The following is a 25,954-nucleotide window of genomic DNA, read 5'->3' as shown; positions in this document are numbered from 1 at the left end:
ATACATATGAAAACTTTAGGATACATATTAATGGAAAATGGCGAAAAAATCGATTTAGAATTTTTCCCAGAAGAGGCACCAAAAACAGTAGAAAACTTTAAAAAATTAGCAGAGCAAGGATTTTATGATGGTGTGACATTCCACCGCGTTATTCCTGGCTTCGTAAGCCAAGGTGGAGACCCAACAGGCACAGGTGCAGGTGGCCCAGGTTACTCTATCCCATGTGAAACTGATGGAAATCCTCATAGACATCTTGTTGGATCACTTTCTATGGCACATGCTGGTCGTAATACAGGTGGTAGCCAATTTTTTGTTGTTCATGAGCCACAACCGCATTTAGATGGCGTACATACTGTATTCGGTAAAGCAACAAGCGGTATTGAAACGGTATTAAACATGCGTCAAGGCGATGCAATGAAAGAAGTTAAAGTTTGGGAAGAATAAGTTACGAGAAAAAGAGAGCGATTTTGCTCTCTTTTTTTATTTCCTATAAACAGGGATTGGTATATATTTTAAAGTATATGACACAAATAGGGCGGCTACTAACGTTAAATTATATTGTTCATGAGAACAAACTTTTAACAAAATACATAGGATGGAGTACGAATTATATGCTTCAATAAATGTATTTCTCTTAACATATTGCTTTTGGTAGAACTACTTTGTTCAAAAGTGGTTAATAAGTGAAATGTGATGAGAAAGGGATTTTTCTTTTAGTTCCTATATAGTATTGTCTCTTTTTTGAGCGGTGTAATAGAAAGAAATAGCGTGGAAACATATATTTGACTTTCTTCTTAACGCTTTGTATGATTATCAAGTTGTTTCAGCCCCTTCTCACTCTGGTAAAAATATTGTAGAATGAATGTGATATGAAAAGAGTGATTGAGGGGATAAATAGTTTGTAACTTTTGTAAGAAGGGATAAGGGTTATGTTAATTCGTTTTAAAAAAAGTTATGAAAAAATTGCAATGGGGCTTCTTTCATTTATGCCAACTGAAAAAGATGTGAAAACATTACAATTGACAATGAAAGAGTATGAGGCGAAAGAGGATTGGCAATTGTATTTGTGGAAACAAAATGAAGATTTTGTTGGGATAATGGGGATTATAAAAAAAGAAGATCAGGTATTGGAAATTCAGCATTTGAGCGTGAATCCGTCTCACCGTCATATGGGGATTGGGACGAAGATGGTTCAAGAGCTTAAGAGTAAATTTCTTGAGTTTACAATTTGCGGAAATGAGCAAACAGCAAGTTTTTGCAAAAAGTGTAAAGAGCTTGAACAAAATATACATTCATGAAAGCAGGGATAAGTAGTTTATTATCTCTGCTTTCTTTTTTGTAGTTGTTCGTGTCGTTCAGAAATGACGTCTGTTCGATCACGCAATGTGTGCTTATTTATGATGTATTCACCAGGAATGACGTTCGCATCTTTCCAAGAGAGGTTTTGTTTCTTACATAACTGTATGCATTGTTTTTCTAACGATACGTCTAATAATGGTAAAAATAACGGGGCGAAATTTTCCTTTTTGTGGATAGATTGTAATCTTTCATTTAATAAGAATGTAAGTTGTTTATGATCTATTCCGAATTGATGTAATTGCGCGCTGCTCTTTTCTAAAATTGTTATTGCGCTTTTTATCATCTTCTCTGCACCATTCCAATTGGATCGTCTATGATGGTATGAGGAAACAGCAATTTGAATGAGGCCGACTAAGTAATTGTCACGTTCTCCTCTAGGCTTTAATTTCCAATATTCTTCTAATATTTCATGACATTCAAAATAATCATAGTCTCCGTGAAAATGAATTAAAAATTGTATGTACTCGGTAGGATACATTTTTTTCGCTCCTGTCTAACGGTTATATGTACAGTGTATCATAGAAATATTAACAATAAGCGACTAGGGAAATATCCCTAGTCGCTTTATTGCTTCATATTAGCAGAAGCAAGCTGCTCCTACAATGATTAGTAAAATGAACAGTACAACTAGTAATGCGAATCCACCGCTAAAACCGCAATCAACGTGACCCATAGTTTTTTGACCTCCTACATTGTTCTTACTACATTGTTATCATATGAAGCGGTGGGCATTATGACATGGGCATAGGTCTATTTTTAATTAAATTTCTTAAAAAGGTTGGATAGAACATGAGTATGCTCTATACTTATGGTGTTATAGAAAAAATGTGGTGGGATGCTTTGTGCAGTATAATTTTAAAGTAGAGGCTTTTGAAGGGCCTTTAGATCTATTGTTACACTTAATAAATCGTTACGAAATTGATATATATAATATTCCTGTAGCGAAAATTACAGAGCAATATCTATCTTATGTCCATACGATGAAAGAATTACAATTAGATGTTGCCAGTGAGTATTTAGTAATGGCTGCAACGTTATTACAAATTAAAAGTAAAATGTTGTTACCGAAACAAGAAGAAGATGTACCTGATAACGGTGAAGACTTTATAGATGATCCTCGTCAAGAATTGATGGAGAGGTTAATTGAATATAAGAAATATAAGCAAGTTGCTACTGAGTTAAAAGAAAGAGAACAAGAAAGAGCACAGCTATATACACGTCCGCCAATTGATTTTACATCATTTCAACAAGAAGAGGAGACAAGCTTACCTCTTGATGTTACGTTATATGATATGTTAGCGGCATTTCAAAAGCTAATGCGTCGTAAAAAAGCAAAAACCCCCGTAACAACGCGAATTACTCGCCAAGAAATACCAATTGCACAGCGAATGACTGATATTCTACAACAGTTAGAAGTAAGAGGCGGTCGTCAAAGCTTTTATGATTTGTTTGCTGATGAAGAACGTGAAATAATGGTTGTAACATTTTTAGCGGTTCTTGAGCTAATGAAAAATCAACAAATCATAATTGAGCAGGAACATAATTTTGATGAAATTTTCGTATCAAGCTCTAATAAATCCGTATAGAGTTGATGTGAAGATGGGATAGAAATATTTTATCTCATGTTAGGTTTTAATGTATCGTTTGGAACGAGAGAAGAAATATTGAACCGAACGCATTTACTGTGATTCGGTTTTTTTATGTGTGTTTTTTATGGGAAATAGGAGGAAGGAGTTCGTAAAATGGATAGAAAAGAACAAAAGGCGATTATTGAAGGGCTTTTATTTGTTGCAGGTGACGAAGGGATTTATCCGGAACAGATAGCTAAAGTTCTGGAAGTTGAAGTGGAAGAAGTACTAAACAGTATAGAGGAAATGCAAAAAGAATGCGAAGGATCGAATCGCGGTTTGCAAATTGTACAATATGCAAAAGTGTATCGTTTTGCAACAAAGAAAGAACATGCTTCGTACTATCAAAAATTAATAGATACTCCAACCGCGGCTTCACTTTCTCAAGCAGCTCTTGAAACGTTGGCAATCGTTGCGTACCGTCAACCGATTACAAGGACAGAAATGGAAGAGATTAGAGGTGTGAAAACGGACAAGGCATTACAAACGTTAGTTTCACACTTACTTATAAAAGAAACGGGAAGAGCGGAAGGACCAGGGCGCCCTATTTTATACGGAACGACGAAAGAATTTTTAGATACGTTTGGTTTGAAAACATTAGATGATTTACCACCTCTTTCGGAAGAAAATGAACAAATGAATGAAGCAGATTTATTCTTTGGTTCTTTACAGGAATTATCAAAATAAAAGCTTAGCATTTTGCTAAGCTTTTTTTGTATATCAATTACAGAGCGTGCCATACTAAATGAAAAAAGGAGACGAGTTATGAAAGGTGTACGGAGTATTCTATTGTTGGTTTCTGTTTTATTATGTTTTTCGTTAAACAGCGCATCGGCTAAAAGATATATGATGTCTATTCATACTGCGTCTTCTATACATATGCATCGGCAACATTTTGGTAAAATGAAAGTGAGTTTTTTAAAAGTTGGACAAGGTGATGCGACACTTATTACATTGCCAAATGGTCAAACGATGTTAATAGATGGGGGCCCTTATGAAGCGGGAGAGGTTATTATTCAAAAACTAATTGAAAAAGGAATTAATCATTTAGATGTGATTGTAAGTACTCATCCTGATATGGACCATATAGGGGGGCTTATTCCAATTGTAGAACAAATGCCGGTTTCACTCGTATTAGATAGTGGAAAAACATATAGTTCATTTACTTATCATACGTATCGGAATAATATTAAAAAAAGGGGCATACCTTTCATTTCAGTGAAGGAAGGACAATACATACCGTTAGATCCACATGTTTCTATACAAGTATTAAACAATGGTAAATCGAAAGACGAGAATAACGAGTCCTCAATTGTGTTAAAGATTCGATATGGTAAAGCGGACTTTTTATTAATGGGTGATGCGGATATACGGACGGAAAATGAAATATTAAAGCAATTTGATGTACATGCAGATGTATTAAAAGTTGGGCATCATGGCTCGTATACTTCAACGAGTGAAACATTCTTAAAAAAAGTAGATCCACAATTCGCTATTCTTTCGTACGGGAGTAGAAATCCGTATGGGCACCCTCATCAGAGTGTAGTAAGACGATTAAAACAGCGTGGTATAATGATATATGGAACAAACAAGCGAACTGTGGAAATGGAAACAGATGGTGAACATATTACTATGGGGGCAAGCGGTCTTATGCCATTACTTAAGTAACTAATTATATAAGAGGATATTATCCATTTTGGTAAAAATGGATAATATATATTAGAATGAAAAAGAAATCAATTTCCTTTTTTCGCTGAACGAAGAGGAAATTTCATTAGAATGTATAGACAACTACTTGTGTGTATATTAAGATGGAATTAGGCGAATAAGGTAATAATAATAAGTAGGTATTTCATGGGAAAGGGTCGATGAAAATGAAAACGCAGGTTGTCATCAATGCCGAAATTTATACAGGTAAAGAAGTAGTGGGAAACGGATTTATTCGTTACACAGAAACAGTTAAAGAAATTGGTTTGATGGCTCAATATGTATCACAAGAAAATGAAACTGTGTTAGATGTGGCAGGAAAGATTGTGATTCCAGGTATGATTGATGTTCATATTCATGGTGGATACGATATTGATGCGATGGATGCAAATAGCGATGGATTAGTAACTCTTGGTAAAGAAATGTTAAAAGAAGGAGTTACAACTTACTTCCCAACAACAATGACACAAGCTCCAGAAGCGATTGAAGCGGCGCTAAGTGCTGCGAAGGAAGCGAAAGACAAAGGAGCACATTTCGAATATATTCACTTAGAAGGACCATATGTTTCAAAAAAACGTGCGGGTGCACAACCACTTGAACATATTGTTCCTGCGAGTATCGAGCAATTTAAACAATGGCAGGAAGCAAGCGGCAATCTAATTAAATTAGTAACATATGCACCGGAAGAAGAAGGTGCGTTAGAGTTTGAAAAGTATCTTGCTGAAACAGGTGTTGTTGGCACAATGGGGCATACAGATGCAATTGATGCACAACTGAAAAATAGAAAAATTACACATGCAACACATTTATACAATCAAATGCGTGGATTACATCATCGTGAACCAGGAGTTGTTGGTCATGTGTTATTAAATCCAGATGTAATGGTTGAAGTAATTACAGATGGTATTCACATTCACCCTGATATGGTGAAATTAGCATATAAATTAAAAGGACCGAAAAAAGTAAGTGTCATTACAGATGCAATGCGTGCAAAAGGTCTTGAAGAAGGATTATATGAGCTTGGCGGACAGCCAGTACATGTAAAAGATGGCAGTGCCCGATTAGAAGATGGAACGTTAGCTGGTAGTATTTTAAAAATGGATCAAGCTTTCCGAAATGTAATTGAATTTACAGGATGTTCAATCGAGGAGGCAGTGTTAATGACATCAGTTAACCAAGCAGAAGAATTTGGATTAAATAATAAAGGTGCGTTAGCGGTAGGTAAAGATGCAGACTTTGTTGTTATGACTGAAGAATTACATGTATATGATACGGTTCGTTTAGGAATTCATATGAAGGAAGGGAAGTAATTAGATGAATATTCTAGTTGTAAAAACTCCAGAAGAATTAGCAGAAGCAGGTTATAAGTTAATTAAAGAGGTTGTAAAATCAAAAGAAAATCCAACTTTAGGAATGGCTACAGGAAGCTCTCCATTAGGTATTTATGCAGAAATGCGAAAAAATAAACTTGATACAAGTCATGCAACCACTGTAAACTTAGATGAGTACGTAAATTTACCACACGAAGATAAAAACAGCTATCACTATTTCATGCAAGAACAGTTGTTTGATTATCTTCCATTTAAACAAACTTATGTACCAAACGGGATGGCAAGTGATTTAGAGGAAGAGTGCAAACGTTACGAGAGCATTCTAGCTACTAACCCAGTTGACCTACAGATTCTTGGAATCGGTGAAAACGGTCACATCGGATTTAACGAGCCAGGAACAGCATTTAATTCTCCAACTAACATTGTTGAATTAACAGAATCTACACGCCAAGCAAACCTTCGTTTCTTCGAAAAAGAAGAAGATGTGCCAACTCATGCGATTACAATGGGAATTGGAAGCATTATGAAAGCGAAACAAATTCTACTTGTTGCTATGGGGCCTAAAAAGGCAGAAGCACTTAAAGAGTTATTGCAAGGTGAATATAGTGAAGCGTGTCCTGCTACAGTTTTACAACGTCATCCGAATGTAACCGTAATTGCTGATCAAGAAGCTCTATCTTTATGCAGTGAGGCGATTGCTGATGAACATCGACAAGTATTCACCATTTCCGATCTATTATCAGATTCAAGAGTGGGTGAAACAGCTAATTGAGGACGGCGAATGGAAGCCGGGAGACAAAATCCCATCTGAGAATGAACTTTGTGATAAGTTCGAAGTGAGTCGTATGACAATCAGACAGGCGATTAATAACTTAGTGGAACAAGGTTATTTATACCGGAAACGTGGGATTGGAACGTTCGTCCAACTTCCGAAAGTGGAGCAAAAGTTGCAAGGAATGACGGGATTCACAGAAGATATGATATCTCGTGGTATGAAACCGAGCAGCCAGTTATTAAGTTTCCGCCTAGTTCCAGCTACTGCTAAAATAGCAGACCGGCTGAGAATACAAGAGGGAGAATCGGTTTATGAAGTGAGACGTACGCGCTTAGCTGATGACGAACCGATTGCATTTGAGACGACATATTTGTCGCCAACTCTTGTGAAAGATATTAACGAAGAAATATTACAACAATCTTTATATGAACATTTAGAGAAAAAACTGGGCTTTAAGCTTGTTCGCGCTACTCAATCAATTGAAGCTTCAATTGCAACGGATAATGAAGCTGAACATCTGCATATTCCTAAAAAGGCGCCTGTACTTGTAATGCGTCAATGGTCATATGCAGAAGGTGAGTTACCGTTAGAGTATGTGAAATGTATTTATCGTGGGGATCGTTACAAGTTTATTACGAACATCGCACGTAACAAGTAATATATTTCAGTTTGTGAAGTACAGTGAACTTTGATGTTTTCAACATGTAAAGAAATAAAAATACGACTCATCCTTATAAGGAGTGAGTCGTATTTTTATTATGAGAAATTACGTGGTTAACAGCATCTTTAACCGTATTTACTACATAGTGAGCGTGCTCTTTTACTGCGTCATCTGCTTGAGACATAGCAAAACTGTGAGGAGTTAAAGAGAACATTGGAATATCATTATAAGAATCCCCTATGCAAGCAATTTCCTCTGGTTGTATTTGAAATTCTTTTAATAAAATAGAAATAGCAGAACCTTTACTAATATTAGGTGGCATTACATCTAAACATTGTTCTGCTGAAATGAAGGTGCTAACTTTTCCGTGAAATTTTTCATCAATTTTGTTCTGAAGGAGTTGTAAGCTTTCTTTCGTTCCACCGATAGAAATTTTATTTGGAAAAATTGTATCATCAATTTTCTGTAATAGATTAGGTTCTTCAACAGAAGTCATCGTTACTTGTTGTTCAAGTTCATGAATAAACGGTGTTTTTTCTTCAATGTAGTAGTTATGTTCATCACTTACATAACGGAAATAAGGGTCTTCATTTGTCATAGCTAACAAATCTGGAAGAATGCTGGAATCGAAAGTTGCAGATAATAGCTGTTTATTTTCATGTGTATATACAAAAACACCATTTACACTAATGCGATGGAAATTTGTATTAACCGCTCTCATTAGGTCTGCAATTTCATTATCAAGTCTTCCAGAAGCAAAACAAAGAATTACATTTTGTTCAGCTAAGCTGCGTAAAGCGATAACATCTTTTTCGTCGATAAAACCTCCGTGTTGCATCATCGTTCCATCAATATCACTTACAAACATTTTAATCATGTTGCAATCTCCTTTCTATGTACAGTTGCCCTTACATTATACGCATCATATACAAACATGTCTAAAAAATGAATTTTTATTAAATGGTAGATGTTTTATATTGACGAAAAAGAAGAATGTTCTGTAACATAAAAGTAGGCTATTTAAGTACGAGGGTGGTGTTATATGAGTAATTATCTAGAAATTAAAAAAGTTTTAAATAATAATGTCATCATTGCTAGCCATCCTGAACACGAGGAAGTAGTAGTGATCGGTAAAGGAATCGGATTTGGGAAAAAGGCTGAAGATGTGTTGGAGCAAGAACAAATTGAGAAAATGTTTGTTTTAAAAAATGAGCGTGATCGAGAACAATACAAACTTTTAGTACCACATGTGAGTGAAAAGCTAATTGAATTGATGAATGATATTATGTTATATATTCAAGAAAAAGCGGAGTCTCCATTAAATGAACATATTCATATCGCTTTAACAGATCATATTTCTTTTGCAATTAAAAGGCTGAAACAAGGACTTACAATAGATAATCCTTTTTTAGTTGAAACGAAAATGCTATATCCAGAGGAATATAAAATTGCTGAAGGCGTTGTGCAACTTTTAAATTCTCGTTTGCAAATTACATTGCCAGAAGGGGAAGTTGGCTTTATCGCACTTCACATTTACAGCTCGCTTACAAACTCTGATTTATCTTCTGTTAATCAAAATTCTCGTCTTATTGCACAACTTGTGTCTTTAATTGAGACAAGCCTACAAATTACATTAGACCAAGAAAGCATTCATTATTTACGCCTTATTCGCCATTTACAATATGCTATTGAGCGGGTGAAAAAAGGAGAAAAAGTAGAAGAAGCACAGAGTTTTGCTGATTTATTAAAGTTGGAATATCCAGTTTGTTATAATTTGGCGTGGAAACTAGTCAAAGTAATGCAGAAAGAATTACAACTTCCTGTATATGAAGCGGAGAGTATTTATTTAACGATGCATTTACAACGATTAGTGAAAGTAGAACATGTGTAAAAAGACATATATTTTTGTCTAAAATGAAAACGTTAAAAAAAATGATTGAATCGCTTACAATAGTTATGTATAATAACTATTGCAAAGTTATACAAAATTCGACAAACACATTAAGGTAAATAACGAAAACGTTTGCTTTAATTATAGTGAACTTATACGTAATCCTATTTTTGACACGTGTTACTGATTCGATCAGGCATGAGTGGAGAAAAGTTGGGAATGTAAGCTAAAGAAAGGGACATACTACCCTTTGTATAGCTATCGTTCTATCTTTTTTTTCCTCATGCCTTTTTGGCGTTTGTCGAAAAGTATCAATATAGATAAGAGAGGAAGGGTTTCCATGTTTAAGAAGATCTTTGGTGTTCTTCAAAAAGTCGGAAAAGCGCTTATGCTTCCAGTAGCGATTTTACCGGCAGCAGGTATTTTACTTGGATTTGGTAATGCATTTCAAAATCCACAACTAACAAATGTTATCCCTGCTTTAAAAGCAGATTGGTTCGTAATGGTTGCAAAAATTATGGAACAATCTGGCGATATTATTTTCGCTAACCTTGCGCTATTATTCGCAGTTGGGGTAGCGATCGGTTTAGCTGGTGGAGACGGAGTAGCTGGTTTAGCAGCGTTCGTCGGATACTTAATTATGAACAAAACGATGAGTGTGTTCTTAGAAGTAGATAAACTAGTGAAAGTAACAAGCACTGGAACAGATCCAGTAAAAATTGGATTTTCAGATCCAGCATATGCAAACGTATTAGGAATTCCAACGCTGCAAACAGGAGTATTTGGTGGTATTATCGTCGGGATAGTAGCGGCATATTGTTATAATAAATACTTCAACATTGAATTACCATCATACTTAGGTTTCTTTGCAGGTAAGCGTTTCGTACCAATCGCAACTGCAACATTCTCTTTAGTGGTAGGTATTATCATGTGCTTCATTTGGCCATACATTCAAGGTGGCTTAAATACGTTCTCACATCAAATGATTGATGCAAATAGAACGATAGCAGCATTTATATTCGGTTTAATCGAACGTTCATTAATTCCATTTGGATTACATCATATTTTCTATTCACCGTTCTGGTTCGAATTCGGTCAGTATACAAATGCAGCTGGCGAATTAATCCGTGGTGACCAAAAAATCTTTATGGCACAGTTAAAAGACGGCGTAGAATTAACAGCAGGTACATTTACAACTGGTAAGTATCCGTTCATGATGTTCGGTCTTCCAGCAGCAGCTTTAGCAATGTACCATGAAGCACGTCCGGAAAATAAAAAATTAGCAGCTGGTATTTTAGGATCTGCTGCATTAACATCTTTCTTAACAGGTATTACAGAACCGCTTGAATTTTCATTCTTATTCGTAGCACCAGTATTATTCGGAATTCATGCAGTATTCGCTGGTCTATCATTTATGACAATGCAAATTTTAGGTGTTAAAATTGGTATGACATTCTCTGGTGGTTTAATTGACTTCATATTATTCGGTGTACTACCAGGTCGTACGGCATGGTGGTGGGTAATTATTGTTGGTCTTGTACTAGCAGTGATTTACTACTTCGGATTCCGTTTCGCAATCCGTAAATGGAACTTAAAAACACCTGGTCGTGAAGTAGCGAATGCTAATGAAGGCGCAGGGAAAACAGAAGCAGGAGAACTTCCACGTGAAGTATTAGTAGCACTTGGTGGTAAAGAAAACATTGCTTCGTTAGATGCTTGTATTACTCGTTTACGCGTTCAAGTTAACGAACAAAAAAATGTAAATAAAGACCGCTTAAAAGAGCTTGGAGCAGCCGGTGTACTTGAAGTTGGAAATAACATTCAAGCTATTTTCGGACCGAAATCTGACACATTAAAATCACAAATTCATGATATTATGTCAGGTCGTACACCTCATGTTGAAAAAGAAGCGCCTGTAAAAGTGGAAGAAGCTCCTCAACAGGTTGATGAAAATGAAACAATCGTTTCACCAATTGAAGGGAAAATCTTACCGATTACAGAAGTACCTGACCAAGTATTCTCAGGGAAAATGATGGGAGATGGATTTGCGATTGAGCCAACAGAAGGAACAGTAGTTTCTCCGGTTAATGGTGAGATTGTAAATGTATTCCCTACAAAACATGCGATTGGTATTCAGTCTGAAGGCGGAAAAGAAATTTTAATCCACTTCGGTATTGATACTGTAAAATTAAATGGTGAAGGCTTTGAAGCGCTTGTAGCACAAGGTGATAAAGTGAAGCAAGGACAACCATTATTAAAAGTAGATCTTGCATTTGTAAAAGAAAATGCACCATCTATTATTACACCAATCGTCTTTACGAATTTACAACAAGGACAACAAGTCGAATTGAAAAAAGATGGAAATGTTAAGAAGGGCGAAAACGCTATTATTGACATCCAGTAGGAATTTGACGCAAAATGTTTATAATTATAATAGGCGATGTGGTTGACCGAACATCGCCTATTATATACAATAGATGATGTAGTACTCACGTCTATACAACTAAAAAAATACTGTATTTGAAGGAGATAAATTATCATGGAAAAAATCTTTAAAGTAACTAGCGACTCAGGAATTCATGCTCGTCCAGCAACTCTACTTGTAAACACTGCAAGCAAATTTGGTTCTGACATTAACTTAGAGTATAACGGAAAAAACGTTAACTTAAAATCAATCATGGGTGTTATGTCTTTAGGAATTCAACAAGGCGCGGAAATTAAGGTCACTGCAAATGGTGATGATGCAGCTCAAGCACTAGCAGCTATCGAAGAAACTATGAAAAACGAAGGATTAGGAGAATAATGACTCTTAACATTCAAGGGATCGCTGCATCAAGTGGGATTGCTATTGCAAAGGCTTTCAGACTTGAGAATCCTGAATTTAACATTGAAAAGAAATCAATTACAGACGAAGCTGCTGAAATTGCACGCTTAGACGCTGCGCTTGAGAAAGCAAAATCTGAACTAGAAGCTATTAAGGACCATGCTTTTGCTGAGCTAGGTGCTGATAAAGCTGCTATCTTTGAAGCACATTTATTAGTATTAAATGATCCAGAATTAGTGAATCCAGTGAAAGATAAAGTAAATGGCGAAAAAGTAAATGCTGAATTTGCAATGGATGAAGTTGCATCAATGTTTATTTCTATGTTTGAAAACATGGATAACGAATACATGAAAGAACGTGCTGCGGATATTCGCGACGTAACAAAACGTGTTCTTGCACATTTACTAGGAATTAACTTCTCAAACCCTGGTACAATTTCTGAAGAAGTAATCATCATTGCTGAAGATTTAACACCATCTGATACAGCTCAGTTAAACCGTAAGTATGCAAAAGGTTTCACAACTGATATCGGTGGACGTACATCTCACTCTGCAATTATGGCTCGTTCTATGGAAATTCCAGCTGTTGTTGGTACGAAAGTTGTTATGGAGAAAATCCAAAACGGCGATATCGTAATCATTGACGGTTTAGATGGAGAAGTAATTGTAAACCCATCTGAAGAAACTCTTCGTTCTTTTGAAGAAAAGAAAGCGAAATTTGAAGAGCAAAAAGTTGTATGGGCAAAATTAAAAGACCAAGCAACTGTAACAAGTGATGGACATCACGTTGAGCTTGTTGCTAATATCGGAACACCAAATGATGTACAAGGTATTATCGATAATGGCGGAGAAGGTGTTGGTTTATACCGTACAGAATTCTTATACATGGGCCGTGACAATCTTCCAACAGAAGAAGAGCAGTTCGAAGCGTATAAAGCAGTTCTTGAAGGTGTAAAAGAAGATCAACCAGTCGTTGTTCGTACACTTGACATCGGTGGAGATAAAGAGCTTCCATACTTACATTTGCCAAAAGAAATGAACCCATTCTTAGGATACCGTGCAATTCGCTTATGTCTTGATGAGCAAGATGTGTTCCGTACACAACTTCGTGCATTACTTCGTGCTAGCGTATACGGTAACTTGAAAATTATGTTCCCAATGATTGCAACTCTTGATGAGTTCCGTCAAGCGAAAGCAATCTTATTAGAAGAGAAAGAAAGACTTGTTCAAGCGGGTACAACTGTTTCTGATTCTATTGAAGTTGGTATGATGGTTGAAATTCCAGCTTCAGCGGTATTAGCAGATCAGTTCGCAAAAGAAGTTGATTTCTTCTCTATCGGAACAAATGACTTAATCCAATACACAATGGCTGCAGACCGTATGAACGAACGTGTAGCTTACTTATACCAACCATATAACCCATCTATTTTACGTCTTGTAAAAATGGTTATCGATGCTGCTCATAAAGAAGGCAAATGGGCTGGTATGTGTGGTGAGATGGCGGGAGATTCACTTGCTATCCCATTATTATTAGGCTTAGGTTTAGATGAGTTCAGTATGAGTGCAACATCTATTCTTCCTGCAAGAACACAACTAAGCAAGTTGTCAAAAGCAGAAATGGAAACATTAGCAGAAAAAGCATTAACAATGTCAACTGCTGAAGAAGTTGTTGAATTAGTTAAAAGCATATAATAGTAAAAAAACCTGAGTCGATTCGAAATCGATCTCAGGTTTTTTCTATAAGAAAAGTAAATCTTATTTTGTTACTATAGAGGATAAAGAACAGAATTAGATAGCGACTGCGATAATATCAGTCGGGCATACACGTAAAATGCCAGTAAAAGTATTTTGATTTTGATTGTTCTTATCGTCTTTATTATTATTATTATCTTTGTCGTTATTATTACGAGCTAAAGCAGAGAAAAGAGCAACACCGTTACAGAATCCTTCAAAAATTACATTGCGGAATGATTGATGGCCTCTAATGCTTAAAAGAGAAATTTCTGTTCCAACTGAAATAGTAGCAAGTACGTTACATACAGCAGGTCGGTGTGGTCTAACTTCTTCTCTCTCTTTCTCGCGATGGTCGCGATGGTCACACTCTCTTTCACGATGATGACATTCTCTAAAGTTATCACAGCATCCAAATGATCCAAACATAATCCTCATCACCCCCTTCACACTTATAATCTATGTAAGTTCGGCAGTCGGTGACTGGACAGATAATGGAAATTTTTCTAGGGGATTTTCTCATTTTAAATGACTAGATGGGTATTTAGTATGGAATGATGTTTAAAATAGGGGAAATGTCACAAAAAAATGTAAAGACCACCGAAATGAATGAAATAGGTAGCCTTTACACTTTTTTACTTTTATATAAAACGATGATATATACAGGAAGAGCTAAGAGTAGTGGTGCAATGGATCGTGCAGTATGTTTTTCTGCTTCTAATTGTAACGCTTCTTCTTTAGGGAATTGTAACACTGATATGTTTGCAGCATCGCCAATAAAATATAGCAGTAGTACAGTTACTATGTAACTTAAAAGTGCGATAAAGCTTCCGTATGAACTCAATGAAAATCCCTCTCTTGTTATCTATTTGTTATCATTGTATCACAATTGTAACAAAAATACACGGTTATATTCCGATACTTTAACAAATTTCGACACAAAACGTCATATTTGTTTATGGGGATAGCATGAAAATTACGATTTTTCTATGTATAGATGTCGCATAATACATTGTAATATTACGGATGTGTGACAGAATATAAAAAAACGAAGGTAATGAAATTACCTTCGTTTTTTTATTATTTTGCCCATTCACTCACTTGTTCTACGCTCATGCGCGGTGCAGGGTGACCTTTTAAAGTTGATTCACCAATTGTAATAAGCATAATTGGTACGTAACGAGATGAAACATTGAATTCTTCCATTAATGCTTGTGGGTTGAAGCCACCAATAGCGCAAGTATCCCAGCCAGTTGCTTTAGCAGCAAGCATAAGTTGCATTGCTGCTAAAGCAGCATTTGAAAAGGCAGCATCTCGTGGGTATTGCTCCCGAGTATATGCAGATTCAATGTTTTTAGCTAAGCGCTCTTTTGCTTCTTCATTCATAAATCCTTGTTCTACAATTGGACCGTAAACAGGTTCAACATTTTTGTAAGCTTCTAAATCACCTAAAATAGCGACTACGGCAGAAGCATCAAGAATTTGTTGTTGGTTATAGGCAATTGGGTGTAATCGTTTTTGTACATCTTCGCCTTGGAAAACAAGGAATTTCCAGTGTTGCAAGTTCCAAGCAGAAGGTGCTTGCGCAGCTGCTTTTAAAATTTCATGTAACTCTGTAGATGAAATTTCTTTTTCAGGGTTGAATGCACGTGTAGATGTGCGTTCATATAAAACGTTAAAAAAGTCATTGTTTGTCATTATATATCCTCCAAATTACATATCAACTTAATATAAAATAAATGTAATATACTCTACTTACATTTTGTAATTTATTGAATTTAAGAATATAATACCTTTATTTTAATTGTCAAGTTTTAAATAGTAAGGCAGGGCATTCATACAAACGATACAATTCATATAATCATACACTAAAAAAGGAATTTCCAGAGCAGATAAGCGAAGATAACATTCTCAATTAGCTTGTTAATATGAGTTCCTCACAATTCTTTATAAAATGATTGTGAGGAATTCAGTAGAACAAGATATATGAAGTGAGTGAAGACTAGTGATGAACATACTACATTTTTTATTAGAGAATACTGTTTTCCAAAATGTATTACAAGATCTTCAGTTGAATGTCCTTTATATAGAAGATGGATGTACACATCAACAAACGATAGAAAACGTCCATCCAAAATGTATGTTTATAGCAAATAGTTTTGAAGAAGGAGAAATATTGTTTCATAGAACTAGACCACATATTGTAATTATGTATGTAACAGATTTTGCTCAAATAAAATATATAAAGAATATATATGATTCACGGAGTACATTCATTATCATTTGGGATCAACAGATAAACAATGAGTTTGCAGATTTACTACTGTTAGGAATACGTAATATTGTTATAGCACCAGTAACTCCACAAGTGGTACTAGAGGAAGTGAATAAGAGTTTATATCAACTTACTTTAGTGCGGCAAGTAGGTTTACAACAAGAATTGCTTCAAACGATGTTTGATTTTCAAAATGATTTATTATTTATAGTAGAAGATGATGAGATTGTTGATTGTAATACGAATTTTTTACAATTCTTCGGACATGATAATTTATTTACGTATCGTGAACAACATTTAGTGTTTGCAGAACATCTTATTAGAGAGAACGGATATTATTCGACGACTCACGATATAACATGGCTGGATGATACTTTATCAAATGGAAGAAGAATTAAAATGTACAATTATGAAGGAGAAGCATTTACTTTTCTATTACGTGCGACACCATTACCAGAAGACTTATCACGATTTATAGTAAAATGCACAGAGATTACAGAATTAGATGAAATCTATCAAGAGCAAGAAAGATTGGCTATGATAGATTCATTGACAGAAATATATAATCGCTTGAAATTCCAACAAATATTGGAGACAGAGTGGGAGAATGTATTACGTAATGATGAAAAAGTTGCACTTATTTTGTTTGATATAGATAATTTTAAATCAGTAAATGACACATATGGTCATGATTTTGGCGATTTAGCATTAGTACAACTTGCAGATCTTATGAAATCTAAAGTTGAAGATCAACATGTATTTGCAAGATGGGGAGGAGAGGAATTTATAATATTAGTGACAAATACGGTAGAAAAAGAAGCGTTTCAAGTTGCGGAATCATTGCGATTTTTCATTGAAACAAAGCATTTCTCTGGAATTTCGAAATTAACAGCGAGTTTTGGAGTTGCGTTATATGAGCAAGGGATTACAAGAGAAGAGTTAATGCAAAGAGCGGATATTGCGTTATATGAAGCGAAAAAAAATGGGAAAAATCAAGTATGTATATATAGAAAAGAAAAAATGTGATTTTTCGCAACAAATTGTTGCGATTTTTTTTTATTACTTGATAATAGAATATGGGGGACCATTTTAACCGAGAAGCCCCCACTTCAAGTAAGCTCGCAAGAGAGACTAAGTGGTGGGTAGTTCACATGAAGTAATTACGGAGGAACAATATGATAAAAAAAATAATGGTTATGGCTTCACTGTCTGTTGTAGTTTGCGGCGGAGTATACTATTTTCTCTATAGTCCCGATTCAAAGGAACAAGCAGTATTAACAACAAAGGTAACTCCTGCTATTGAGTCAGAGGTACAGGATAATATAGAAGAAGTACAAAAAATTGATTATGCTAGTATATCTCAAAAGTTAGATCAGTATTTAGTAGGAAAGCAATTTAATGGGACAGTTTTGGTGACAGATAAAGAGCATGTTATATTGAATAAAGGATATGGATATGCTGATGTTCAAAATAAAATAGAAAATACGCCTCAAACAAAATATCGTATCGGTTCTATTACGAAAACAGTTGTTGCTACATCCATTCTACAGTTACAAGAACAAGGGAAGTTAAATATCCAAGATAATGTAAATAAATACATTCCTTCATTTCCAGCAGATAAACACATCACGTTATATCACTTATTAACGCATACATCTGGTTTACCGGAAAATGGGAAAGGGAAGGTTAATGTAGCTTCACGTATAAATTTAGTAACTTGGATTGGAAGTCAAAAATTAGAGTTTCCACCAGGAACAGGTTGGAAGTATACGGATTATAATTATATGGTGCTCGCTTATATTATAGAAAATATAACGAAAAAGCCTTTAGGAGACTATGTAAAAGAAAATATATTTACAAAGGCCGAGATGCATGAATCAGGTATGGGAAATATGGTGCCTGGAGATAAAAACTTCACGAAGGGTTATGTGAAGAAAGACCAAGATCTTGTACCAGCACAAAAATTAGGGATGGACTGGTTATATGGATCGGGTGAGATGTATACGACAGTAGGGGATATGAAAAAATTAGATGAAGCGATTATAAATGGAAAGCTTCTTTCTGAACAAAGTATACAAGCGATGTTTACACCTTCACAAGAAAGAAAATATGCATTTAGCTTTTACATATATCCAGATTATTTCCATAACCATGGTGTACTATCTGGTTGGAACACTTTCAATAATTTTAATAAAGAAAAAGGAACTTTTGTTATTTTATTTTCAAATGTGAAAAATAGTATGGATGATGATTTTAATAAAGAGTTCCGAAAGATGGTAAATGATTTATTAGAACAAAGGGGATGAGAAGATGGAAAATAAAAATTTATCAATAGGTTTCATTGGTATTGGTGTAATGGGAAAAAGTATGGTTAACCATTTAATGCAAAGTGGTTATAAAGTATATGTATATAATAGAACGAAAGAAAAAGCGGATTCTTTAGTGCAAGAGGGTGCGACTTGGTGTGATACACCGAAAGCGTTAGTAAAGCAAGTTGATGTTGTTATGACGATGGTTGGTTATCCTCATGATGTAGAAGAAGTGTACTTTGGGGTAGATGGAATTTTAGAACATGCAAATGAAGGTACGATAGCAATTGACTTTACAACATCTACACCAACATTGGCAAAACGTATTAATGAAGTTGCGAAAAGCAAGAATATATATACATTAGATGCACCAGTATCTGGCGGGGACATTGGGGCTAAAGAAGCAAGACTAGCAATTATGGTCGGTGGAGAGAACAGAATATATGATATTTGCTTACCTCTATTTGAAAAACTAGGAACAAATATTCAGTTGCAAGGCCCTGCTGGGAGTGGACAACATACAAAAATGTGCAATCAAATAGCAATTGCTTCTAACATGATAGGAGTATGTGAAGCGGTAGCATATGCGAAAAAGGCTGGACTTAATGCAGATAAAGTATTAGAGAGTATTTCGACAGGAGCAGCAGGTAGCTGGTCATTAAGTAATTTAGCTCCTCGAATGTTAAAAGGAGATTTTGAACCTGGCTTTTATGTAAAGCATTTTATGAAAGATATGAAGATTGCTTTAGATGAAGCTGAAAAATTACAATTACCAGTACCGGGTTTAACCTTAGCGAAGGAATTGTATGAAGAGCTAATCGCAGATGGAAAAGAGAATAGCGGAACACAAGTATTATACAAAAAGTATATAAGGGGGTAAATGGAATGGATCTCCAAAAGTTTGACGAGATGATTGATGCTGTGCAGCGAGCAACTTGTGTACAGATTAATGATAAGCAAAAAGAAGCTTTTAAACAAAAATACGATTTTGGACCAGATTTTGAATATGGAAGAGATGAGAAAGGACATTATGTTATCCGAAGCTCGAAAAAGATGTTAGAGGAAATGGAGTTTTATTTGGCATTGAAATATGATCGAGATGGAATTGTCCTTTATATGCATGCTGAGATTGAAGGGACATGTCATGTATCCGTTAGCTACAGTGAAGATGCACTTCATTTGCAAGAATTGTTTCAATTTCTAGAAGAAAATAAATAAAAAGTCCTCATTTGAGGACTTTTTATTTATTTAGGCAGGCATAATATTTAAGCTGGATAATTTATAGGCTGGAAGCTCGGCGGCATCGTTCAATTGGGAATGGAATAACTTGTGCAATGTGATTAGGACCAAACTGTTTCGCACGAGCATGGCGTACTATATAAAATGCGCACAGGATAGAAATAGGAATAGCACCGTACAAACCGAAAAATAAAGCGCTTACACAAGATGCGACAAAACCTAAAACACCAACTTCTAATTCTTCCATAATAGCTCCTAAAATAACAGGAATAGCTCCGCATGAAACCCCTAGTATAAGTGCGATAAGTAAACTCATGATTATCCCCCTCTGCTTGCAATATTCTTTTCCTTCTTATTAGTTGTAGTATATCATACACAAAACAGAATTTTCAGAAAAAATTCAAAAAAGTTCAATAAATGTTCAAAAAGTGTTCCGAAATATACTTGATAAAATGGAAGTGTGATTTGAGATATTTGATTTGAATAAACGAAAGGGACAAATTATTTTAGTAAATAAAAAATCAGGCTTACTTCAATGTTATGAAATAAGCCTGTTCCATAGGAGGATGTATATATGTAGAGTGAATAAAAGATTGGAAAAGGGGTTCCAATCTTTTATTCAACTAGCTACCTTAATAAATTGGAACCCAACCTTCTGTTGTAACAAAAATACGAATAGCTACAACTTGGCGATCATCTTGTAAGGTAAAATAATGTCTTGCATTTTCAGGTACAGATATAAGATCACCAGGCTCAAGTTCAACGTCAAAGAATCGATCATCTTTTCCTTCAATAGCGAAGATGCCATGACCGCTGACAATAAAGCGAACTTCATCGTCAGTATGATGGTGTTCTTTTTGGAAATTAATTAATAATTCGTCAAGGTTAGGTGTGCCATTTGAAAGTGAAATTACATCATGAGCTTTATAACCTCGGCGTGCTGAAACATCAGCGATTTCTTTTGAAAACACAGCTAATATTTCAGCCTTGTTTTCATCTGCTAACGAATAATTTTCATTTAAATGAGTAGGAAGCTTAGAGATGTTCCATTTCTCATATAAAACGCCTTCCTCTTGTAGAAATTTAGATACTTCCACTTCATTTTCGATACGAGTATTTACTTCATGAATACGAATTTGCGCCATTAGAAACGCCTCCTTGAATTGATAATAGTTTTATATGAAATTGGAATAAAAACTCATAAGCTTCTAATCTTTTCTTTGCATCAAAGCTATCTCGGCCCCATACGGTAATACCATGGTTACGGATTAATACTGCTCCCGAATCTCCTTGTATATGCTTTCGGAAGTTTTCTCCAAGTGTTGGGATATGGGCATCATTTTCGATAATAGGAATGTTAATCGTTGCACCTTCTTCCCAAATATCGAGAGCTTTAATAATTTCTTGATTTTGAAGTGTGACTGCATCACTATATAAATTTGTGATGACATTATTATCAGTTGTATGAACATGAAGTACGCACCCGGCATTCGTATTGTTATAAATATGTGTATGCAATATTGTTTCTGCTGAAGGGCGTAATTCAGTCTCTAATACGGGAACCCCTAGATGATCTACTAATAAAAAATCATCTGGAGTAGTTTTTGTTTTATCTTTACCACTTGCTGTAATAAGAAAAGTAAGTGGATCATGACTGACTTTTATAGAAATATTTCCACTCGTTGCTGGAAACCAATTCCGAGTTGTTAATTCTTTTTTTATTTCACTTAAGTCATACCATTGACGAAAAAGTTGTTTCATGATTTCACCTCCAACAAATGTTGTAATTCGACTTGAATATCGTGAAATGTGTTAAAGGATGTATAAGCAATATGATTTTCTTCACATTTTGTAATAAGGAAGTCACGGGCGAATACTTTATCTGCTTGTTTTGCTGCTTGTAAATCAGTAATGGAATCTCCTATCACAATATGAAAATCATCTTTAGAGCTTAGTTTACGAATTAATGACGATTTACAGAGACCGCAACTATGCTGACATTGCTCGTCACAAGGGTGCGGCCATTTAACTTCAACAAATTCTCCTGAAAAGTCAGTTGCATTACAGTAAATTTGCTCTTTTGGAATGATTCCTTGTAAGAGTGGATAGACGAAGAAATCCATTCCACCTGATATAACATAAAAAGAAATGTTATTTTCATTAATAAATTGTATGAATTCATGAAAACCTGTACGGATTTCAGCAGTTTCTTGTAAATACTGAATAATATCATCGTGTAGATTAATAGGTATTAATCGGAATAATTGAGAAACACCTTCTTGAATAGAAAGTTCTTGAGATAAAATTTTTTGCTTTATTTCCTCTGCTTCTGGTGGTGCGAACTTTTCCATAATGGACATAATGTTATCATTATTCGTAATCGTGCCATCGAAATCACAAAACACTTGAATACTCATAATTTCACCTCATGTGAGGGATTTCCCCATATTTGTAATGCGCTATGTAAATTCACTTCATCTACCTCATGGAGTGGTTTATTTTGTAAATTAGCATCAATTGCAGTACGGAAAGCTTTACCACCGCCCTGCGCCCCATTCGGATGTCCGTGTATCCCACCGCCAGCATTAATAACAACACCTTTGCCAAAATCTCGTAGAATAAAGGGAACGAAACCAGGGTGAATACCAGCAGATGGAACAGCAAAACTTTTCTTGAAAAATGCATCGTCTTCAGTTAAATGTTTTGAAATGTTGAGAGCTTCTTCTTTTTCTAACGCAACACTTCCGTATGGAGATGGGAATAATGAAAAGTCAGCCCCAGCATAGCGAAGTAGCTTTCCAAGTAACAATGGAGACGAGATTCCATATAACTTCGATGCGGAATAAGCACCACTTACAGCAGGGTGTGCCATAATGGGAACTGGGATTTCATCATCTTCTGCAAGTGATTGTAGTACATCTAGTCCGTAAGCAAATACGTTAAATAATAGAATATCAGCCCCAGCTTGCACTGCGCGTTTCGCATTTTCTTTTAAATCAAAAGTTCGTCCTGTTAAATTTACGGCATATAACGTTTTATGTCCGTATGTTTCATATACTGATTGTAAAACTTCTTTTCCAGATACAATGCGTTTCGTAAGTGGTGTTAATGTATTCTCAAATAATATTTCATCATCTTTTACTATATCTACACCACCACTTGCTTGATCGCGTAATTGCGTTTTCAAATACCCAATATTTCGTCCAATCATGCCTTTAAAAATACTCATTAAAAGGGGACGATCATGCACTTGTAAAAGATTTCGAATACCATCTATCCCGAATTTTGGACCAGGGAAATACTGTTTTAAGTCGTCTGAAAATGTTAAGTCAATTAATTTCACTTCGCCATCAAGTGATAGCTTTCCGAATGTAGTTGTTAAAATCGCTGGTAAATCTGGACTGAAGTTTAATAACGGATATTCGATTTTAATAATCCCGCGCTTTACTTTTTTACGTAAATACAAATTGGTATGTTCTTGTTCAGCTAATTCCTCAACATGGATGACGTTACCTTTATGCTGTTTTAGTTGCTCTTGCAATAAGTGTGGCAAATGAGTCCAAGAGCCAATTGTTAAACCGAGTGCAATTTGCTCGGCCCTTTTTTCTAAGTTATGTGAATCATCATGGATTAAATACGTCGCTATAATTCCGCTCATTGTTATACCCTCCTAGTTAAATAAAAAAACCTCTCAGCTAAGGAGAGGTTTTTTTACAACCAGCTCCTTATCTGTCAGCATAATGCTGCGAGAATTAGCACCGTGTCTACAATTGTAGATCGGTTGCCGGGTTTCGTCGGGCTCGTCCCTCCACCTGCTCTTGATAAGAAGTATTTAGAAATGTTTAAATTTTTAAGATAACTGAATTTTGTCAGATATTTTTTATGTTGTCAATGACTTTTTGAAAAAATTTAATTTATCAATTCGATTAATTGCTTCTCGTAATCTATCTTCTGTATGCAAGAGACCAACACGAACATACCCTTCGCCGTGCTTACCAAATCCAACACCAGGAGCAACTGCAACGTGTGCTTTTTCTAGTAAAATGTCAGAAAATTGCTCAGATGTATATCCTTTTGGAACAGGAAGCCATGCAAAGAATGATCCTGTTGGAATGTTTACTTTCCAACCAATTGAGTGACAAGCTGAAATAAGAGCATTTCTCCGAGATTCATAACTATTAACAAGATCTACCACACAAGACTGCGAGCCTAATAGTGCTTCGCGTGCAGCATCTTGAACTGCACCAAAAATACTAACATACATATGATCTTGCAATAGGTTAATAGTTTCGATGACACTTTCATTTCCTACTGCAAAAGCAATACGCCATCCAGCCATATTGAAAGTTTTCGATAAAGTGTAAATCTCAATACCTGTATCTTTAGCGCCGTCTGCTTGCAAGAAACTAACAGGCTTTTGACCATCGAATCCGATAGCACCGTAAGCAAAATCGTGAACAACTAATATATTATGTTTATTAGCAAAATGAATGGTTGCATCAAAAAAATCTTTTGATGCAGTAGCACCGGTAGGGTTATTTGGATAGTTTAAAAACATTAACTTTGCTCGCTCCGCAACAGGGTCATCAATTTTTGTATAATCCGGTAAAAAATTATTTTCTGCAATAAGCGGCATTGTTTCAAATTGTGCTTTTGCTAAAGCAACTCCTGATAAATAATCTGGATAGCCTGGATCTGGAACGAGAATAGTATCACCAGGGTTTGTAAAACAAACTGGTAATTCTACTAATCCAGCCTTTCCGCCAAACAAAATAGCAACTTCAGTTTTTGGATTTACTACTACATCATATTCACGTTGATAGAATGTTGCCACGGCTTCTTTTAAGCTTTCGTGTCCGCGAAATGGCGGATATTTATGATGAATGGTCTTTTCAGCAGCATCTTGTAAAGCTTTAACGATATGCTGCGGTGTTGGTTGATCTGGATTACCTTGACCTAGATTAATAACATCGTGACCAGCTGCAACGACTTTGTTAACTTTTGCAACAAGTGAAGCGAAAAATTGTGTTGGCAATGATGTTACTATCTCAGAAGGTTGAAATAATTTCATACTTTCCACCTCTTTTGAAAGTTGTTACAATTCTAGTGACAAATGATATAATCTTTCCAGTATTTTGTAAAGAAAAAAATGAGAATGGGGCTGAAAAAATGAAAGTCGCATGTATTCAAATGGATATTGTCTTTGGAGATGTAGAAAAAAATATTGAGAACGCTAAAAAAAAAATAAGTGAAGCGATGAAAGAAAGACCAGATGTTATCGTCTTACCAGAACTATGGACAACAGGATATGATTTAACGAGACTTTCTGAAATTGCAGATACGGATGGATTAGAAACGAAAGAAAAGTTGAAAGAATGGTCGAAGCAATATGGTGTACATATTGTTGGTGGTTCCATAGCAAAGCAAACAGAGCAAGGGGTTACAAATACAATGTATGTTGTAAACAATGAAGGGAATCTAGTCAATGAATATAGTAAAGTACATTTATTTCAGCTGATGGATGAACATAAATATTTAGTTGCTGGTAATGAAACAGGTGAATTTAAGTTAGATGATGTAGAGTGTGCTGGTACAATTTGTTATGATATTCGTTTTCCAGAGTGGATGCGCGTTCATACTGCTAAAGGTGCAAAAGTTTTATTTGTTGTAGCAGAATGGCCATTAGTACGTTTAGCACATTGGCGTTTGCTTTTACAGGCGAGAGCAGTTGAAAATCAGTGTTATGTTGTTGCGTGCAATAGAGCAGGAAAGGATCCGAATAATGAGTTTGCAGGTCATTCTCTAATTGTGGATCCTTGGGGTGAAGTTGTGGTAGAGGCAAATGAAGAGGAATCAATTTTATTTGGAGAACTTAAATTCGAGAAAATTAAAGAGGTACGTAAAGGAATTCCGGTTTTTGCAGATCGTCGTCCAGAATTATACAAATAAAATGTTGACAAGTGATTTTTATTCTTGGTATAGTCTTCATCATAAAGTTAAAAATTCTAAAAATTATAAAACTCTTATCAAGAGCAGGTGGAGGGATTTGGCCCGATGAAGCCCAGCAACCGACCGTAATACCATTGTGAAATGGGGCGTTTATGACGCCAAAAGGCACGGTGCTAATTCCAGCAGAAAGTAAACTTTCTGGCAGATAAGAGGGGAGAAGATAAACTTCAAACCTCTTTCTTTGTGGAAAGGGGTTTTTCTATTTTAGAAAAACCT

General features: G+C 35.5%; 29 protein-coding genes and 2 riboswitches. Of the genes, 17 read left to right on the top strand and 12 right to left on the bottom strand.

Translation table 11 applies throughout. The annotated features are described in order from the left end of the window. Window positions 1-6 precede the first annotated feature (6 nt). Both MR066_RS10165 and ribT read left to right on the top strand, forming a co-directional pair. Entirely contained in the window at window positions 7-444 is a 438-nt protein-coding gene (locus tag MR066_RS10165; RefSeq protein ID WP_002190570.1) for a peptidylprolyl isomerase, read from the top strand. Window positions 445-929: 485 nt separating this feature from the next. After that, on the top strand, window positions 930-1,298 hold the full coding sequence (ribT, locus tag MR066_RS10160; protein ID WP_000908403.1) for a GNAT family N-acetyltransferase RibT: 369 nt from the start codon (window positions 930-932) through the stop codon (window positions 1,296-1,298). A 20-nt stretch (window positions 1,299-1,318) separates the two neighbouring features. On the opposite strand, the gene MR066_RS10155 is transcribed toward ribT, so the two are convergent. Both MR066_RS10155 and MR066_RS10150 read right to left on the bottom strand, forming a co-directional pair. Beyond that, window positions 1,319-1,837 (bottom strand): DUF309 domain-containing protein, encoded by a 519-nt coding sequence (locus tag MR066_RS10155; protein ID WP_002143026.1) that lies wholly within the window; start codon window positions 1,835-1,837, stop codon window positions 1,319-1,321. 99 nt (window positions 1,838-1,936) lie between these two features. Further along, window positions 1,937-2,032, bottom strand: coding sequence for a YjcZ family sporulation protein (locus tag MR066_RS10150; protein WP_000510194.1), 96 nt, complete (start codon window positions 2,030-2,032; stop codon window positions 1,937-1,939). A 169-nt stretch (window positions 2,033-2,201) separates the two neighbouring features. On the opposite strand from MR066_RS10150, the gene MR066_RS10145 reads away from it, so the two are divergent. The 6 genes from MR066_RS10145 to phnF all read left to right on the top strand — a co-directional run bounded on the left by MR066_RS10145 (window position 2,202) and on the right by phnF (window position 7,458). Beyond that, entirely contained in the window at window positions 2,202-2,945 is a 744-nt protein-coding gene (locus tag MR066_RS10145; protein WP_002143025.1) for a segregation/condensation protein A, read from the top strand. Window positions 2,946-3,101: 156 nt separating this feature from the next. After that, entirely contained in the window at window positions 3,102-3,674 is a 573-nt protein-coding gene (gene scpB, locus MR066_RS10140; RefSeq protein ID WP_012261645.1) for an SMC-Scp complex subunit ScpB, read from the top strand. Window positions 3,675-3,752: 78 nt separating this feature from the next. Further along, window positions 3,753-4,655: a ComEC/Rec2 family competence protein gene (locus MR066_RS10135; RefSeq protein WP_242247005.1), complete on the top strand. Its 903-nt coding sequence runs from the start codon at window positions 3,753-3,755 to the stop codon at window positions 4,653-4,655. A gap of 206 nt (window positions 4,656-4,861) precedes the next feature. Further along, window positions 4,862-6,004 (top strand): N-acetylglucosamine-6-phosphate deacetylase, encoded by a 1,143-nt coding sequence (gene nagA, locus MR066_RS10130; protein ID WP_242247273.1) that lies wholly within the window; start codon window positions 4,862-4,864, stop codon window positions 6,002-6,004. A 4-nt stretch (window positions 6,005-6,008) separates the two neighbouring features. Then, on the top strand, window positions 6,009-6,797 hold the full coding sequence (gene nagB, locus MR066_RS10125) for a glucosamine-6-phosphate deaminase (RefSeq protein ID WP_088040084.1): 789 nt from the start codon (window positions 6,009-6,011) through the stop codon (window positions 6,795-6,797). Next, window positions 6,727-7,458, top strand: coding sequence for a phosphonate metabolism transcriptional regulator PhnF (gene phnF, locus MR066_RS10120; protein WP_080118258.1), 732 nt, complete (start codon window positions 6,727-6,729; stop codon window positions 7,456-7,458). The genes nagB and phnF overlap by 71 nt, the downstream gene beginning before the upstream one ends. A 73-nt stretch (window positions 7,459-7,531) precedes the next feature. Here phnF and MR066_RS10115 read toward each other — a convergent pair whose 3' ends face one another. Further along, the gene (locus MR066_RS10115; RefSeq protein WP_016100674.1) at window positions 7,532-8,338 is read right to left on the bottom strand and encodes a Cof-type HAD-IIB family hydrolase; all 807 of its coding nucleotides are present in this window, start codon (window positions 8,336-8,338) and stop codon (window positions 7,532-7,534) included. A gap of 165 nt (window positions 8,339-8,503) precedes the next feature. Here MR066_RS10115 and glcT point away from each other — a divergent pair, with 165 nt between their 5' ends. From glcT to ptsP, 4 genes are all read left to right on the top strand, one after another. Beyond that, window positions 8,504-9,352: a glucose PTS transporter transcription antiterminator GlcT gene (glcT, locus tag MR066_RS10110; protein ID WP_002143016.1), complete on the top strand. Its 849-nt coding sequence runs from the start codon at window positions 8,504-8,506 to the stop codon at window positions 9,350-9,352. A 340-nt stretch (window positions 9,353-9,692) separates the two neighbouring features. Beyond that, window positions 9,693-11,756, top strand: coding sequence for a PTS glucose transporter subunit IIABC (gene ptsG, locus MR066_RS10105; protein WP_002014901.1), 2,064 nt, complete (start codon window positions 9,693-9,695; stop codon window positions 11,754-11,756). 135 nt (window positions 11,757-11,891) lie between these two features. Beyond that, entirely contained in the window at window positions 11,892-12,155 is a 264-nt protein-coding gene (gene ptsH / locus MR066_RS10100) for a phosphocarrier protein HPr (RefSeq protein ID WP_002033915.1), read from the top strand. Then, the gene (gene ptsP, locus MR066_RS10095; RefSeq protein WP_002066976.1) at window positions 12,155-13,867 is read left to right on the top strand and encodes a phosphoenolpyruvate--protein phosphotransferase; all 1,713 of its coding nucleotides are present in this window, start codon (window positions 12,155-12,157) and stop codon (window positions 13,865-13,867) included. The genes ptsH and ptsP overlap by 1 nt, the downstream gene beginning before the upstream one ends. 96 nt (window positions 13,868-13,963) lie before the next feature. On the opposite strand, the gene MR066_RS10090 is transcribed toward ptsP, so the two are convergent. The 3 genes from MR066_RS10090 to MR066_RS10080 form a co-directional block, all read right to left on the bottom strand. After that, window positions 13,964-14,335: a DUF3915 domain-containing protein gene (locus MR066_RS10090; protein ID WP_002088426.1), complete on the bottom strand. Its 372-nt coding sequence runs from the start codon at window positions 14,333-14,335 to the stop codon at window positions 13,964-13,966. Between the two features lie 196 nt (window positions 14,336-14,531). Further along, window positions 14,532-14,750 carry a hypothetical protein gene (locus MR066_RS10085; RefSeq protein ID WP_002088422.1) on the bottom strand — a complete coding sequence of 73 codons (219 nt, stop codon included), beginning with the start codon at window positions 14,748-14,750 and terminating at the stop codon, window positions 14,532-14,534. A 236-nt stretch (window positions 14,751-14,986) separates the two neighbouring features. Continuing rightward, entirely contained in the window at window positions 14,987-15,604 is a 618-nt protein-coding gene (locus tag MR066_RS10080; protein WP_002192616.1) for a nitroreductase family protein, read from the bottom strand. 310 nt (window positions 15,605-15,914) lie between these two features. Between MR066_RS10080 and MR066_RS10075 the strand changes: the two genes are divergently transcribed. The 4 genes from MR066_RS10075 to MR066_RS10060 all read left to right on the top strand — a co-directional run bounded on the left by MR066_RS10075 (window position 15,915) and on the right by MR066_RS10060 (window position 19,708). Then, the gene (locus MR066_RS10075) at window positions 15,915-17,207 is read left to right on the top strand and encodes a GGDEF domain-containing protein (protein ID WP_113937149.1); all 1,293 of its coding nucleotides are present in this window, start codon (window positions 15,915-15,917) and stop codon (window positions 17,205-17,207) included. A gap of 149 nt (window positions 17,208-17,356) precedes the next feature. Next, entirely contained in the window at window positions 17,357-18,487 is a 1,131-nt protein-coding gene (locus MR066_RS10070) for a serine hydrolase domain-containing protein (RefSeq protein ID WP_242247003.1), read from the top strand. Between the two features lie 4 nt (window positions 18,488-18,491). Beyond that, on the top strand, window positions 18,492-19,370 hold the full coding sequence (locus tag MR066_RS10065) for an NAD(P)-dependent oxidoreductase (RefSeq protein WP_078184384.1): 879 nt from the start codon (window positions 18,492-18,494) through the stop codon (window positions 19,368-19,370). Window positions 19,371-19,375: 5 nt separating this feature from the next. Continuing rightward, window positions 19,376-19,708, top strand: coding sequence for a DUF3909 family protein (locus MR066_RS10060; RefSeq protein WP_002014892.1), 333 nt, complete (start codon window positions 19,376-19,378; stop codon window positions 19,706-19,708). A gap of 61 nt (window positions 19,709-19,769) precedes the next feature. Here the strand turns inward: MR066_RS10060 and MR066_RS10055 are convergent, their stop codons facing one another. The 6 genes from MR066_RS10055 to MR066_RS10030 all read right to left on the bottom strand — a co-directional run bounded on the left by MR066_RS10055 (window position 19,770) and on the right by MR066_RS10030 (window position 24,800). Further along, on the bottom strand, window positions 19,770-20,045 hold the full coding sequence (locus tag MR066_RS10055; protein ID WP_002165122.1) for a hypothetical protein: 276 nt from the start codon (window positions 20,043-20,045) through the stop codon (window positions 19,770-19,772). A 316-nt stretch (window positions 20,046-20,361) separates the two neighbouring features. Next, on the bottom strand, window positions 20,362-20,874 hold the full coding sequence (locus MR066_RS10050; protein ID WP_242247001.1) for a 1,2-dihydroxy-3-keto-5-methylthiopentene dioxygenase: 513 nt from the start codon (window positions 20,872-20,874) through the stop codon (window positions 20,362-20,364). Further along, a complete protein-coding gene (locus MR066_RS10045) occupies window positions 20,852-21,490 on the bottom strand; it encodes a methylthioribulose 1-phosphate dehydratase (protein ID WP_242246991.1) in 639 nt (212 codons plus the stop codon). Before MR066_RS10045 ends, MR066_RS10050 begins: the two co-directional genes overlap by 23 nt. Continuing rightward, a complete protein-coding gene (locus MR066_RS10040; protein ID WP_242246988.1) occupies window positions 21,487-22,146 on the bottom strand; it encodes a 2-hydroxy-3-keto-5-methylthiopentenyl-1-phosphate phosphatase in 660 nt (219 codons plus the stop codon). The genes MR066_RS10045 and MR066_RS10040 overlap by 4 nt, the downstream gene beginning before the upstream one ends. After that, a complete protein-coding gene (mtnW, locus tag MR066_RS10035; protein WP_242246987.1) occupies window positions 22,143-23,387 on the bottom strand; it encodes a 2,3-diketo-5-methylthiopentyl-1-phosphate enolase in 1,245 nt (414 codons plus the stop codon). The genes MR066_RS10040 and mtnW overlap by 4 nt, the downstream gene beginning before the upstream one ends. A gap of 64 nt (window positions 23,388-23,451) precedes the next feature. Then, window positions 23,452-23,557, bottom strand: a riboswitch (SAM riboswitch). A gap of 52 nt (window positions 23,558-23,609) precedes the next feature. Next, on the bottom strand, window positions 23,610-24,800 hold the full coding sequence (locus MR066_RS10030) for a pyridoxal phosphate-dependent aminotransferase (protein ID WP_242246977.1): 1,191 nt from the start codon (window positions 24,798-24,800) through the stop codon (window positions 23,610-23,612). A gap of 14 nt (window positions 24,801-24,814) precedes the next feature. On the opposite strand from MR066_RS10030, the gene MR066_RS10025 reads away from it, so the two are divergent. Beyond that, the gene (locus MR066_RS10025) at window positions 24,815-25,678 is read left to right on the top strand and encodes a carbon-nitrogen family hydrolase (RefSeq protein ID WP_002131202.1); all 864 of its coding nucleotides are present in this window, start codon (window positions 24,815-24,817) and stop codon (window positions 25,676-25,678) included. 71 nt (window positions 25,679-25,749) lie between these two features. Continuing rightward, window positions 25,750-25,890: riboswitch (SAM riboswitch) on the top strand. Window positions 25,891-25,954 lie beyond the last annotated feature (64 nt).

Source organism: Bacillus cereus group sp. BfR-BA-01523 (assembly GCF_022662615.1).
Lineage (GTDB): Bacteria > Bacillota > Bacilli > Bacillales > Bacillaceae_G > Bacillus_A > Bacillus_A mycoides.
This window is presented reverse-complemented; position numbering and strand designations above follow the sequence as displayed.

What these genes read in the sequence shown, in the direction of transcription:
- MR066_RS10040 (WP_242246988.1), bottom strand. Translation starts at nt 22,146, where the DNA reads ATGAGTATTCAAGTGTTTTGTGATTTCGATGGCACGATTACGAATAAT.
- glcT (WP_002143016.1), top strand. Translation starts at nt 8,504, where the DNA reads ATGAGTAATTATCTAGAAATTAAAAAAGTTTTAAATAATAATGTCATC.
- nagB (WP_088040084.1), top strand. Translation starts at nt 6,009, where the DNA reads ATGAATATTCTAGTTGTAAAAACTCCAGAAGAATTAGCAGAAGCAGGT.
- MR066_RS10045 (WP_242246991.1), bottom strand. Translation starts at nt 21,490, where the DNA reads ATGAAACAACTTTTTCGTCAATGGTATGACTTAAGTGAAATAAAAAAA.
- MR066_RS10050 (WP_242247001.1), bottom strand. Translation starts at nt 20,874, where the DNA reads ATGGCGCAAATTCGTATTCATGAAGTAAATACTCGTATCGAAAATGAA.
- scpB (WP_012261645.1), top strand. Translation starts at nt 3,102, where the DNA reads ATGGATAGAAAAGAACAAAAGGCGATTATTGAAGGGCTTTTATTTGTT.
- MR066_RS10070 (WP_242247003.1), top strand. Translation starts at nt 17,357, where the DNA reads ATGATAAAAAAAATAATGGTTATGGCTTCACTGTCTGTTGTAGTTTGC.
- nagA (WP_242247273.1), top strand. Translation starts at nt 4,862, where the DNA reads ATGAAAACGCAGGTTGTCATCAATGCCGAAATTTATACAGGTAAAGAA.
- MR066_RS10115 (WP_016100674.1), bottom strand. Translation starts at nt 8,338, where the DNA reads ATGATTAAAATGTTTGTAAGTGATATTGATGGAACGATGATGCAACAC.
- MR066_RS10080 (WP_002192616.1), bottom strand. Translation starts at nt 15,604, where the DNA reads ATGACAAACAATGACTTTTTTAACGTTTTATATGAACGCACATCTACA.
- mtnW (WP_242246987.1), bottom strand. Translation starts at nt 23,387, where the DNA reads ATGAGCGGAATTATAGCGACGTATTTAATCCATGATGATTCACATAAC.
- phnF (WP_080118258.1), top strand. Translation starts at nt 6,727, where the DNA reads ATGAACATCGACAAGTATTCACCATTTCCGATCTATTATCAGATTCAA.
- MR066_RS10060 (WP_002014892.1), top strand. Translation starts at nt 19,376, where the DNA reads ATGGATCTCCAAAAGTTTGACGAGATGATTGATGCTGTGCAGCGAGCA.
- MR066_RS10030 (WP_242246977.1), bottom strand. Translation starts at nt 24,800, where the DNA reads ATGAAATTATTTCAACCTTCTGAGATAGTAACATCATTGCCAACACAA.
- ribT (WP_000908403.1), top strand. Translation starts at nt 930, where the DNA reads ATGTTAATTCGTTTTAAAAAAAGTTATGAAAAAATTGCAATGGGGCTT.
- MR066_RS10065 (WP_078184384.1), top strand. Translation starts at nt 18,492, where the DNA reads ATGGAAAATAAAAATTTATCAATAGGTTTCATTGGTATTGGTGTAATG.
- MR066_RS10055 (WP_002165122.1), bottom strand. Translation starts at nt 20,045, where the DNA reads ATGAGTTTACTTATCGCACTTATACTAGGGGTTTCATGCGGAGCTATT.
- MR066_RS10155 (WP_002143026.1), bottom strand. Translation starts at nt 1,837, where the DNA reads ATGTATCCTACCGAGTACATACAATTTTTAATTCATTTTCACGGAGAC.
- ptsH (WP_002033915.1), top strand. Translation starts at nt 11,892, where the DNA reads ATGGAAAAAATCTTTAAAGTAACTAGCGACTCAGGAATTCATGCTCGT.
- MR066_RS10150 (WP_000510194.1), bottom strand. Translation starts at nt 2,032, where the DNA reads ATGGGTCACGTTGATTGCGGTTTTAGCGGTGGATTCGCATTACTAGTT.
- ptsP (WP_002066976.1), top strand. Translation starts at nt 12,155, where the DNA reads ATGACTCTTAACATTCAAGGGATCGCTGCATCAAGTGGGATTGCTATT.
- MR066_RS10090 (WP_002088426.1), bottom strand. Translation starts at nt 14,335, where the DNA reads ATGTTTGGATCATTTGGATGCTGTGATAACTTTAGAGAATGTCATCAT.
- MR066_RS10165 (WP_002190570.1), top strand. Translation starts at nt 7, where the DNA reads ATGAAAACTTTAGGATACATATTAATGGAAAATGGCGAAAAAATCGAT.
- MR066_RS10075 (WP_113937149.1), top strand. Translation starts at nt 15,915, where the DNA reads ATGAACATACTACATTTTTTATTAGAGAATACTGTTTTCCAAAATGTA.
- MR066_RS10135 (WP_242247005.1), top strand. Translation starts at nt 3,753, where the DNA reads ATGAAAGGTGTACGGAGTATTCTATTGTTGGTTTCTGTTTTATTATGT.
- ptsG (WP_002014901.1), top strand. Translation starts at nt 9,693, where the DNA reads ATGTTTAAGAAGATCTTTGGTGTTCTTCAAAAAGTCGGAAAAGCGCTT.